Genomic DNA, 11,646 nt, shown 5'->3' on the forward strand with positions numbered 1-11,646 from the left:
CTCAGGATGCGGGTTTCGGATCGACGGTTTGGCCAACGGTGACCCTTTGGGGGCCCGCAGAGATCAGGCGCGCCTTTTCGGGAAAGGCGCCGCGCACGAAGGCCTGATCGCCCGCCACATGCACCACCTGAACACTCACGGCGCGCACGATATTGTCCGCAGACACGGCCAGAATCGTCCATTGCCCGCGCAACCCCTCTTTCAGCGTTGTCACGGGGACCCACACGCCGGGGGTCTCGACATGCTCGCGCATTTGCAGCCGCGCGGTTTGACCGAAAGCCAGAGCATCGTCCGTCTCCAGCGCGAAGAGCGCGATGCGCGTGCGCGTGATGGGATCGATGTCCGGTCGCAGGGTGAGCAGTGTTGCGTCATAGATTTTGTCGCCAATCTGAAGTGTTGCCCCCTTCAGATCGTCAGCCCGCACATCAAGCGGCACTCCGATGCGCGCGCGTGGCGCGTCAGCGGCCACGATCTCGATGAGAGCCTGGCCCGGCGCGACACTCTCGCCGCCATCGACAAACCGCGCGGAGACCACGCCCTCGAAGGACGCGCGCACGTGGGATTTCTCCATCTGGATCGTATTGGCCACCAAACTGGCCTCGATCTCGGTGATGCGCGCGCTGAGTTCTTCCACGCGGGACAGGGCCTCATCGAGTTTGGCTTGGCTGGCAAATCCTTGTTCGCTCAGTTGGGATTGCCGCGCGACGGTCTGATTTGCGAAGCGGAGTTGGGCGTCAATTGCGTTCCGAGTGGCCAAAAGACGCTCGCGTTCTGCCGTCAACAGCCGGGTATCCAGCGTTGCCACAGGCGTGCCGGCACGCACCGTATCACCCTCATCCACCTGGATATCCAGCAATGTGCCGCTCAATTCGAAGGAGACGACAAGGCTGCGTTGCGGCTCGATTTGGCCCACGAATGTGCGGGTGACCTCGTAGCTCTCCTCCAGCGTCAATGGGCGCGTCTCGACGGGTAGCACCTGAGCCGGATCAGCCGTGGGCGCGGCCTCCGCGCGGCGCGTCAGCTCCTGGCTGCCCAGTTGCACCAGCGCAAAGGCTGCCAGCAGCACGCCCGCTGTCATACTCGCGGTGAGGCCCATTCTGGCCGCGCGGCGAAAGGCCCCGGGTTTGGTCTGGTTCGGCTTTTGCTTTGGTTGCGTCATCGCTTCACTCTCCCAAAGTTAGACTGTCTAACTTATATGTTAGAAGTTCTCACTTTGACAAGAGATACGATCTTTGAAAGATATTGGATCATGACCGATGCAAAGACACACAAACCCGCCGAGCTGCGCAAACATGGCTATCATCATGGCGATCTGCGGGCGGGATTGATCGAGGCGACGCGGCAGCTTGTTGAGGAAAAGGGGCCGGATGGCTTCTCCGTGACAGATGCGTGCAAACTGGCGGGTGTGTCGACGGCTGCGCCTTACAAGCACTTCAAGGATAAGTCAGAAATGATTGCCGCCATGGTGATGGAGGGCATGTACCGCCACCGGACGAACATGACATCAGCGCTGGACGGTGTCCCGCCGGGAACGCCTGCGCGGATCAAGGTTCTGGGGCGTGAATATGTGGATTTCGCGCTCAGGGAGCCGGGTGTGTTTCGTCTGAAGTTCGGTGGTTTCACGGACCGGCTTGACGATCCCCGGCTTCAGGAAGCGGGAGAGGGCACCTTCGATGTTGTCTTGCATGAAGTGGCGACCTGTTTGGGGCAGGACGAGATTACGCCTGACGTGCGTCGTCGCGGCTTCATGCTCTGGAGTTTCGTGCACGGGCTGAGTTTTCTGATGGCTGACCCGAAGCTGACGAAACTCGGCGGTGAGTTTGTGCTGGACGAGTTGTTGGATGATATCGCGCGGCGCATGTTGGCCGATTGAATGTATCGCCCGTATGCTGGGCGCAGGGTTATGTTTGCAACAGGATCTGCGTCCAGACGGCGATGTCATCGAACAGGGTGATATCTCGCCTGATGCCGCGCGGTCCGAATTCGACATGGCTGACCCCCATGACATGGATCTGCGCGCCTGTGGGGGCGCCAAACCGGCCCCAACCGCTATGGGTGCCCGTGAGGGACCACCGGATGGCGCTGCGCGGTGGGCAGGCGGCATCGGTCCGGCCAATCTGGTGTGCGATGTCAAACGTCGCGTCGGGCAACGCGCTGCGCAGGCCGATCCAGAACTCTTCGATTGCAGGCCATCCGTGGCTTTCAGCACCGCCCGGAGACGAGAGATGGCATGCGCGGTCATAGGCGCCGGGTATTGCCGCAAAATCATGCGCCATGAGGCGACGCAGCAGATCGCAATGTCGATCGCCCCAGCTATTGGCGTTGCCTTGGCCGGTGTAGGGGCCGGGCAGGTCTGTCTCCGGGGTCAGGGGCGGGGAGTGATCGCCCGCGTCGATCAGGGCCTGAGCGACGTTCCGCGCGGTTGAGCCCAGTTGCAGCGCGATTGCGGCATTGTCTCGGATCAGCCATTCATCCCAGACGCGGTTTTGCTTGCAAAAGGTGTCGGCGATGGTCCGAAACCTGACGGGCCGTCCCGTGGCCGGACCAAAAGCGCCGCCGCGATGCGTGGCCGTCGATAGAATGCGATGGGAGGACAAAAAGCCCCCGTCCGGCGCCTCGCACCAGATCACATCTTCGCCCAGCAATTGCCTGTCGGGGAATTCGGTCAGCGTGGCCATGGTGTTGGCCTTGCCTGCGTCATTGCCCCGGTGGATCCCGGCGGGTGTGCGGACAAGAAGGTCGTCCGCATAGTGCCAGTCGAGCGCCGCGATGCCCCGGCCTTCCCAAATGTCCGCAGTACAGGTGAGGATATAGTCCTCGGGGCTCTCGAACCTGTCGCCGAACCCCTCCATGATCGGCCCGTGCGGCGGGCTCAGGTTTTGCATTTGGCAATCTCATTTTGCATGGCGGCCATCAGAGTATTGAAGTCATTGTTGGGCGTCACAAGGTCAAAGCCTTCCTTGATCCGGCGCTGCGCCAGTTCTCCACCACTGCAAAAGATGCCAGTGGGAACGCCCGCCGCCTTGGCGCGGGCCAGTATGTGCGCAATCGCGGCACTTGTTTTGCCGTCCTGCATTTCTGCTCCGGGCCTTTCGCCCAGATCGAGGGCCAGATCGTTGGGGCCCACATAGACCATATCCACGCCGTCCACCGAGAGAATGTCATCGATATTGTCCAGCGCCTGCGCGGTTTCCAGCATCGGGATGGCCATGATTTCAGCATTTGCGGCATCGAAGTAATCCGCGCCGCCGTAGAGTTTGCCGCGTGCGGGCCCGAAGGAGCGCGTCCCGTGGGGAGGGTAGCGACAGGCCGCGACGAGGTCTTCGGCTTGATGTCGGGTAGAGATCATGGGGCAGATCACGCCATAGGCGCCTGCATCGAGCAGATGCATGATGGCCTCACTGTCGCGCGAGGGGCAACGAACGAGAGGCACTGCGGGCGTTGCGGAAATTGCCTGCAGCATCGTGATTGCCGTCTCGAAACCGATCATCCCATGCTGCAGATCGACGGTCACACTGTCGAAGCCCTGATGCCCGACGCCCTCGGCCAGATATCCCGACGGAACAGAGAGCCATGCGTTTAGAATCGGCTTGCCGCCGTGCAAAAGGGGTTTGAGCGCGTTCTGGCGCATGATGAATACCTCCCGTTTCCTGTCATCTGCCTGATACACTGATCTTTCGTGAATGCGAATTCATAAGTGTTGAATGCGCATTCATAAAGATCTATGCATGAGTCAATAAAACGCAGCAACGGGAGGAACGCATGCGTAAAAGAACATTCCTGAGCACACTCGCCCTCGGCGCGATGATGGCTCTTTCCCCGGTCATGTCCGCCGCTGATGGGCATCTGGAGAAGTACAACCTGTTGCCGGGTAAGCCCTTTGAAGGCACCAAGCTGAACATTCTGAGCGTTGTCACACCGCAATTTGACGGTCTGATGCTGCGCGATCAGGAATTCACCGATCTGACCGGGATCGAGACAGAATGGACCTTCATTCCCTTCGGCTCACTTCAGGAGAAGATCAACGCGGAAGGCATCGCCGCCAATGGCGCCTTTGACGTGGTCAACTATCTCGACAGCTGGGGTCCGCCCAATGCGCATTGGCTCAAGCGCATTGACGAGCTGATGGCGCGCGACGGCATCTCGATGGATCGCTACCCGGCGGCCTTTGCACGGTCTGCACAATATGAGGGTGAGACACTCGGCTTCCCGCTGCGCGCGCATCCGCAGTTGATGTTCTATCGCGCCGACCTGATCGACGAGCCGCCCGCGACGTGGGAGGATGTGATCCGCATTGGCAAGGAGCTCAAGGAGAGCAACCCTGACATCGCGCCACTCGCGCTTTACTACAACAACGATGGCAACCGTCAGAACCTGTTCATCTGGCTCAACTTCCTGTGGGCGGCTGGGGCCGACATCTTCAACGACGATGGCACAGCGGCCTGGGCCACGCCCGAGGGCATTCAGGCCACCAAGGACTACATTGAGCTGCACACAGTGCATGGCGTGACCAACCCCAACTCGCTTGCGTTCGTCGAGCAGGATGCGCGCCAGTCCTTCATGCAGGGCAATTCAGCCATGATCCCCGTCTGGTGGTGGGCCTATTCAGGCTTCTATAATCCCGACAGCTCCACGCTCAAAAAAGAGCAGGTCGCCTTCACTGGCATGCCGGCCTACAACGGCGTGACCAAGACTTACGCAATCTCGATGCCCTTCTCGATCTCCGAGTATTCGGACAACAAGGATGCGGCCTGGGAATTCCTCAAATGGCTTTCCAACCCAGAGATGGACAAAGCCAACGCAACGGTGCGTGAGGTGGGCGGCAAGACCATCATCAATAACGTGGTGACGCATATCTCCTCTTTGCAGGATCCTGAGGTCAACGCGGCCAATGATGGCATCCAGTCTGCGGCTTGGGATTCGCTCAAGGAATCCGACATCATGCCTCAGATCCCGGAATGGCCTGAAGTGGGCGACATTCTTTCGGCAGCGATTGCCGAGGCCGCGGCTGGCGGTGATGTCGAGGAACTGATGACAGCTGCGGCCGATCGCGCAAATCGCGTGCTGCGCCGCGCCGGTCGGATCGACTAAGCCCGACAAGTCGCAGGGCGTGCCGCGAGCGCGCCCTGCACATCTCCGTTATTCCAATCCCGCCCTGTGGGAGGTTGCCATGCGCGACAATACCCTGAAATACCTGCTGGTCTTCCCGGCGGTTATCGTGGTCTTTGCGACAGCGATCTGGCCGTTGATCGAAGCCTTCCGCATGTCCTTTACTGTGGGGCGTCTCAACAGGCCTGGCTCGCTGGAGCAATACCTGGGCGTTGAGAATTACACCTGGGCCTTTTTCGAAGAGCCCGCCTTCTGGAATTCTGTCTATGTCACGGGCATGTATACGGTTGTGACCGTGGCGCTGACCACGCTCTGCGCGCTTGGCTTGGCGCTCCTGCTCGCGCCCGGGGGCAAGTTGCGCAGCACGGCGCAGACCCTTCTGATCCTGCCCTTTGCCATGAGCCCCGCGCTCATCGGGGTCTCGTTTCGCTTCATGTTCAATCCCGAGTTTGGGCTCTTTGATGCTTTCTTCGGCGTTGTCTTCCCCCCGCTCGCCGATGTGAGCTGGCTGGCCGATCCACAACTGGCCTTCGCGGTGGTCGTGATGGCGGACGTCTGGGGCTGGATCCCCTTCCTGACGCTGGTGCTTATTGGAGGGCTGGCGTCTATTCCGCAGGACACGATCGAGGCGGCGCAGGTGGATGGCGCCAGCGGGTGGCGTGTCTTCAAGGATATCACGCTGCCGCAGCTGGGCCCGGTTCTGGCCGTGGTCATCATTCTCAAGTCGATCTTCAGCCTCAAGACCTTCGATCAGGTCTTCATGCTGACCAATGGCGGCCCCGGCACGGCGACGCAGACCCTGTCTCACTACATCTACTTCAACGGCATGAAATACGGGCAGATCGGCTATGCCTCGTCCGTGGCCTGGCTGATGGTCATCCCGATGATCTTCCTGACCTATGCCTATGCCAAATACGTCTTTCGGAAGGCCTGAGCGATGACTGGAAAACAACGCAAACAGCTCTTCGGCGCGCTGCACACGATCCTCATTCTCATGGCGATGTTCGTCATGCTGGTGCCGATCATCTGGATCTTTCTGGCGGCGTTCAAAACCCATGTCGACGTCTATCAGCTCAAGCTGTTCTTTACGCCCACGCTGGAGAACTTCGCTGTCGTCTTCGATGATCCTTACCGTTTGGGCGAGAAGCTCTATAACTCAACCATCGTGGCGCTGGTGACCGTCCTTTTCGCGATCCCGATTGCGACGCTGGCGGCCTACAGCTTCAGCCGGTTTTCGATGATCGGGGAGACGGCAATGCTGGTCACGATCCTCGCCACGCAGTTCCTGCCGGCGGTGGTGATCATCCTGCCGTTCTTCATCATGTTCCGTGATATTGGTCTGCTCGATACGCGGCTGGGGCTCATCCTTGTGAACCTCGCCATCGTGATGCCGTTTGCGATCTGGATGATCAAAGGCTTCATCGACGGCATTCCGATGGACACCGAAGAGGCGGCGATGGTTGATGGCTCGTCGCGCCTGCAGGTGATTTGGAATATCGTTTTGCCGATGGCCGCGCCGGGGCTCCTGACCTCGGGTATCTTCTGTTTCATCATCGCGTGGAACGAATTCCTCTTTGCGTTGATCCTGACCAACAAGGACGCAGTCACACTGCCCATTGGGCTTGCGCTTTTCAAAGGTGAGGAGGGCGACCTGTGGAACCTGCTGTCGGCGGCGGGGATCATCATCATGGCCCCGATGTTCGTGCTGACCCTGATGATCCGCAAATATTTCGTTCAGGGCATGACAATGGGAGCCGTGCGATGACATCGCACACAACGCACCTTTGGTGCGACGGGAGCAGCGCGATGACATCGAACACATTGCGCATCTTTGGTGCGAGGGGAGCGTCCGCCAATGGCTGAGATCAAACTGAACAACCTCACCAAACGCTGGGGTGATTTTATCGGGGTCGACAATCAATCGCTCCACATCAAGGATCGCGAATTTCTTGTCCTGCTTGGCCCTTCGGGCTGCGGCAAGACAACAACGATGCGCATGATCGCAGGGCTGGAAGATCCCACCGGCGGCGAGATCTGGATCGGCGACCGCAAGGTCAATGATGACCTGCCCAAAGACCGCGATGTGGCCATGGTGTTCCAGAACTACGGCCTCTATCCGCATATGACGATTTTCGACAATATCGCCTATCCGCTGAAGGTGCGCGGCGTGCCGAAGGATCAAATCCCGGAGCGGGTCAAAAAGGCGGCCGAGCAGGTCGAGCTGACCCAGTTTCTGGACCGTAAGCCCAAGGCGCTCTCGGGCGGACAGCGCCAACGCGTGGCCTTGGCCCGCGCCATTGTCCGCACGCCCAAAGTATTCCTGATGGATGAGCCCCTGTCGAACCTCGATGCAAAACTGCGCGTGACCATGCGCGCCGAGCTCAAGCATCTCAGCCGTGAACTGCAGATCACCACTGTCTACGTCACCCATGACCAGATCGAGGCCATGACACTGGCCGATCGCGTCGCCGTCATGAAACACGGGGTCATCCAGCAGCTGGGCACGCCCGATGAGATCTACAATGACCCGGCCAATCTCTTTGTCGCGGGGTTCATTGGCTCACCTGCGATGAACCTGATCAACGGGTCGGTGCAATCGGGCATGTTCGTCACGACGGGCGGCACGAGGCTGGTCGCTATTCCCGGACCTGACCGCGCGAGTGCTATCCTGGGTGTTCGCGCCGATGACATGATGGTCCATGACCAGGGGCAGGGCGACATTGATGTCACCATCTATGCCTTTGAAAACACTGGCGAGAGCACGCTTTTGACCGTCCAGTGGGGCAAGCAGCGCGTCATTGCGCGCGGAGATCGCCATCTTCGCAAAGAGCAGGATGACGTTGTGGGCATCTCGTTGAACACTGATCACCTGTATCTCTTTGACCCGGAAACGGGCAACCGCATAAGGAGCTGAGAGGATGGGGCGGGTCACTGCAAGTGACGTTGCGCGGGCGGCGGGTGTGAGCCAGCCAACGGTGTCCCGCGTTTTCAACCGCTCCACAGCCGTCGATCCGGGCACGGCAAAGCGGGTCCGCGCCGCGGCGCAGCGTCTTGGCTATATTCCCAATCTGGTGGCGCGCACCCTGAATTCCGGCCGGTCCTACCGGATCGGCGTCATCCTGGCGCATCTCAACAATAACTTCTTTGCGGCTGCGTTGCAGGATTTGTCCAAGGCGCTCAATGCCCAAGGCTATTCCGTCACCGTGTACTTTGCCGGGGATAGACCAAGGGACGTAGACAGCATCGTGTCTGACCTTTTGGCCGATCAGGTGGACGGGATCGTCCTGGCCTCGACCAGCCTGTCCAATCATCTGGTGGAACAGGTCCAGCGCGCGGGTATCCCCTGCGTCTTGTTCAACCGGGGCCAACCTGCGCCGGGGGTCTCCGTTGTCACGACGTCCAACTTGCAAGGCGGCTACGATGCCACGGAATTCCTGATCAGAAGTGGTCATTCGCGCATCGCGCATCTCGCGGGCTTGAGCGATGCGCTCAACGGGCAGGAGCGGCGTCAGGGCTTTCTCGATGCCATGGCCGATCATGGCCTGACGCCTTTGGCGTGCGTCGATTGCCATTTCCGCCGCGAGATCGCCATGGAGCAGACGCGGGCTCTGATGGCCTTCGAGACACCGCCCGACGCGATCTTCGCGGCCAGTGATCATATGGCTTTTGGTGTGCTGGAAGTTCTGCGCGTGGAGTTGGGCCTTTCCGTGCCCGGTGATGTCTCAGTCGTGGGTTATGATGATGCGCCCATGGCGAGCTGGGCCATGTTTGACCTGACCACGATCCGCCAGCCGATGAGCGACATGATCGAAGCCACCGTCCGGTTGCTGCATGGCCCCATTCAAGAAGATCAACGCCTCCCTCAGAACATCGTTTTGCCTGCGGCCCTCGTGGTGCGCGGCTCGACCCGTCCGCCTTTGACGAAAGGATGATACCCATGCCCACGATTACCCAATCCCAAGCTGACGCCCGCCACATTCGCCGCAGTGACTACACCTCCTGCACCGTGGCCTTCATCGATTGCAAAAAGCCCGGCTCCCATCTCAAAGAGAATTATTCGATCATTGGCCCCGGCGTGACCTCGTCGTCTGAGCAGGTGATCAACCTGCCCGAAGCCCATGGGTTCAACATTGGTGCCGCTGCGATGCCCAACGGCATCACAAACAACCTCCATATCCATTTCACCGCCGAAGTCTTCATGGTCTACGACGGGGAATATACGTTCCGCTGGGGGCCCAATGGGGAGAACGAGTTTGTCGGGCGTCCGGGCGATATCCTGTCCGTGCCGACATGGATTTTCCGCGGCTTTACCAATACCGGCAAGGATGATGGATGGCTCTTCACCACTCTTGGCGGCGACAACACGGGCGGCGTGATCTTCCATCCCGACATCCTGCGCGAGGCTGCGGATTACGGGCTCTATCTGTCCAAGGACAACCAGTTGATCGACGTCTCGCAGGGTGACACGGTCCCGGAGGAAGATCAGCGTATGGTGCCGATGGCTGACGAAGATGTGGCCAAACTGCGCGCGTTTACCCCGCAACAGATGCGCCAGCGTGTTGTCGCGACAGAAGATCGTGATTTCCAACCGGCCTTTGTGGATGCGGGGCTTGAGGGATGCGGCGCGGAAATTGCGCCGGTGATCGGGTATGGCCTCACACAAAACCGCAATCACGCTGCTGCGATCCTGAACCCGCATGGTTTCTCCATGGAATGGCTGCGCCTGCAACCGGGCCAGTCCGTCGCGGCGTTTAGCTTGTCTGACAAGATGGTCGTCATCCCGCGTGAAGGCGGTCTGCGACTGCATTTCAATGACGCGCGCGACGTGGCCGTCGATCTTGGCCCCTGGGATACGTATTCGATCCCCGCAGATGTTGTGCGCGTTTTGGAAAACAGGAGCGAAGAGGCGCTTGAGGTTCTGGTCATCGTGTCGGGAGATCATCAAAAGCGTCCGCAGTTCCGCGGCCATGTGCTGGAAGCCGCGCTGGCAAAAGGTCTCACGCTTGATGCGCAGGGCTACGTGGCGCAGGCTCATCTGATCCCAAGCTACGGCATGGTCGCGGAATAGACGCGTGCCAGACCCGTTTGAGATCGCGCGCGCCAAATGGGTGCTGCTTCCCGGCACGTTGTGTTCGGAGGCGGTCTTTGATCCGGTTATGCGCGCGCTTGGTGTCGGCCCGCAAAACCGCAGCTTCGTTCCCATGGATGCCCCGCGGGTCAGCGATTATGACGCGCGCTTGCGTGAGAGGGTCACGGGAGGCGAGATCGTGTGCGGCTTCAGCCTCGGCGCGATGGTTGCCGCGCACAATCTTGGAGCCCTCGCGAACGCCTCTGCGCTTGTCTTGCTGGCCTGCAATCCCTTTCCTGATCCGCCCGGCAACAGGGCCAACCGCGAGCGTGTTCGCGATCGCATCCTGCGCGGTGGTGCGCGCGAATGGGTCGCGGAGAACTGGTCCGCCATGTCAACCTCGACCGATCCCGCCGTGCGCGAGGCTGTCATCGCCATGGCCGAGCAAACACGGGATCAAATCCCGGCCCAAACCGAACTGGCATCCGCGCGCCCGGGCGCTGCGGAGGCGCTGCGGCGCAGTACGTTGCCGCTTGTCTTCGTCACCGGCGCGCAAGATCGTCTGACCCCGGGGGATCAAATCCGACAGATCACGGACACGGCCTGCAGGGCGCATCTGTCCATCCTCGATGGATTGGGGCACTTTGCGCTCTTGGAAGCCCCGGCCCGAGTGGCCCAGGCGATCCGTGCCGGTCTGGAGACGGCCCCAGGATTTAACGACAGGGAGGAGAGCCCCAGTGACACGCGCAGACATTCCAACATCACTTCTTGAAAAACTGCGGAGCGTCGATACGCCCACGGTCTGCAATGCCATCGAAGTGGCGCAAGGCCAGCGTGGTTTCAACAGATTCACGCGGGGCACCATGCATCATTGCAAGCCCGGCATGCCCGCCATGGTGGGCCGGGCGCGCACGGCGCGCATCGCGGGGTTGGCGCCGCCCACCGAGGACGATGCAACCATCAAAGCCCGCAGGTTGGCCTATTTCCGGGCGATGGCGCGGGGGCCGGGGCCCAGCGTCGCGGTCATCGAAGATCTGGACTATCCCCATTGCATCGCGGGATGGTGGGGAGAAGTGCATGTCGCCGTGCACAAGGGGCTTGGGATGGCGGGCGCGCTGACCAATGGCGTCATGCGCGATCTCGATGTGATCGACGATGGCTTTCCCATCCTTGCAGGCTCCATCGGGCCCAGCCATGGCTTTGTTCATGTCCGCGAGTTGGGGGGAGAGGTCTCGATCATGGGTATGCAGGTCGCCGAAGATGACCTGGTCCACGCGGACCGGCACGGCGCGGTTGTTATCCCGGAAGCCGTCATCGGCGATCTGGAGGCGGCTATCGACACGGTGTTTGCCAATGAAGCCATGATCCTGGAACCCGCGCGGGCCCCGGGTTTTGACATCGACCGGTTGGAAGAGGTCTGGACGCAATTCGAGGCGCGGCGCACCTGAGCGGCGTGAGGGCATCACGGT

Annotated in this window: 12 protein-coding genes; 9 read left to right on the top strand and 3 right to left on the bottom strand. The window is 60.5% G+C overall.

Annotated elements, in window-relative coordinates; all coding sequences use genetic code 11:
- Position 1: 1 nt before the first annotated feature.
- The gene (locus ACP15S_RS05915) at positions 2–1,159 is read right to left on the bottom strand and encodes an efflux RND transporter periplasmic adaptor subunit (protein ID WP_425038649.1); all 1,158 of its coding nucleotides are present in this window, start codon (positions 1,157–1,159) and stop codon (positions 2–4) included.
- A gap of 90 nt (positions 1,160–1,249) precedes the next feature.
- On the opposite strand from ACP15S_RS05915, the gene ACP15S_RS05920 reads away from it, so the two are divergent.
- Positions 1,250–1,873 (top strand): TetR/AcrR family transcriptional regulator, encoded by a 624-nt coding sequence (locus ACP15S_RS05920; protein ID WP_425038650.1) that lies wholly within the window; start codon positions 1,250–1,252, stop codon positions 1,871–1,873.
- A 28-nt stretch (positions 1,874–1,901) separates the two neighbouring features.
- Here ACP15S_RS05920 and ACP15S_RS05925 read toward each other — a convergent pair whose 3' ends face one another.
- Positions 1,902–2,885: an ester cyclase gene (locus ACP15S_RS05925; RefSeq protein WP_425038651.1), complete on the bottom strand. Its 984-nt coding sequence runs from the start codon at positions 2,883–2,885 to the stop codon at positions 1,902–1,904.
- Positions 2,873–3,631 (bottom strand): HpcH/HpaI aldolase family protein, encoded by a 759-nt coding sequence (locus tag ACP15S_RS05930; protein ID WP_425038652.1) that lies wholly within the window; start codon positions 3,629–3,631, stop codon positions 2,873–2,875. The genes ACP15S_RS05925 and ACP15S_RS05930 overlap by 13 nt, the downstream gene beginning before the upstream one ends.
- A gap of 131 nt (positions 3,632–3,762) precedes the next feature.
- On the opposite strand from ACP15S_RS05930, the gene ACP15S_RS05935 reads away from it, so the two are divergent.
- The 8 genes from ACP15S_RS05935 (at position 3,763) to ACP15S_RS05970 (ending at position 11,625) form a co-directional block, all read left to right on the top strand.
- Positions 3,763–5,091, top strand: a complete 1,329-nt coding sequence (locus ACP15S_RS05935) for an ABC transporter substrate-binding protein (RefSeq protein ID WP_425038653.1) — start codon at positions 3,763–3,765, stop codon at positions 5,089–5,091.
- 79 nt (positions 5,092–5,170) lie between these two features.
- Positions 5,171–6,043 (top strand): carbohydrate ABC transporter permease, encoded by an 873-nt coding sequence (locus tag ACP15S_RS05940; RefSeq protein ID WP_425038654.1) that lies wholly within the window; start codon positions 5,171–5,173, stop codon positions 6,041–6,043.
- Positions 6,044–6,046: 3 nt separating this feature from the next.
- Positions 6,047–6,874: a carbohydrate ABC transporter permease gene (locus tag ACP15S_RS05945; RefSeq protein WP_425038655.1), complete on the top strand. Its 828-nt coding sequence runs from the start codon at positions 6,047–6,049 to the stop codon at positions 6,872–6,874.
- Between the two features lie 90 nt (positions 6,875–6,964).
- Positions 6,965–8,023, top strand: coding sequence for an ABC transporter ATP-binding protein (locus tag ACP15S_RS05950; protein ID WP_425038656.1), 1,059 nt, complete (start codon positions 6,965–6,967; stop codon positions 8,021–8,023).
- 4 nt (positions 8,024–8,027) lie between these two features.
- Positions 8,028–9,041: a LacI family DNA-binding transcriptional regulator gene (locus ACP15S_RS05955; protein ID WP_425038657.1), complete on the top strand. Its 1,014-nt coding sequence runs from the start codon at positions 8,028–8,030 to the stop codon at positions 9,039–9,041.
- A 5-nt stretch (positions 9,042–9,046) separates the two neighbouring features.
- Complete coding sequence (locus ACP15S_RS05960) at positions 9,047–10,177, top strand: hypothetical protein (protein ID WP_425038658.1); 1,131 nt, start codon at positions 9,047–9,049, stop codon at positions 10,175–10,177.
- Between the two features lie 4 nt (positions 10,178–10,181).
- Complete coding sequence (locus tag ACP15S_RS05965) at positions 10,182–10,949, top strand: alpha/beta fold hydrolase (RefSeq protein WP_425038659.1); 768 nt, start codon at positions 10,182–10,184, stop codon at positions 10,947–10,949.
- Complete coding sequence (locus ACP15S_RS05970) at positions 10,930–11,625, top strand: RraA family protein (RefSeq protein WP_425039660.1); 696 nt, start codon at positions 10,930–10,932, stop codon at positions 11,623–11,625. The genes ACP15S_RS05965 and ACP15S_RS05970 overlap by 20 nt, the downstream gene beginning before the upstream one ends.
- Positions 11,626–11,646: the final 21 nt, after the last annotated feature.

The organism is Primorskyibacter sp. S187A (genome assembly GCF_049800955.1).
In the GTDB taxonomy this organism is placed as follows: Bacteria; Pseudomonadota; Alphaproteobacteria; order Rhodobacterales; family Rhodobacteraceae; genus JAKVBH01.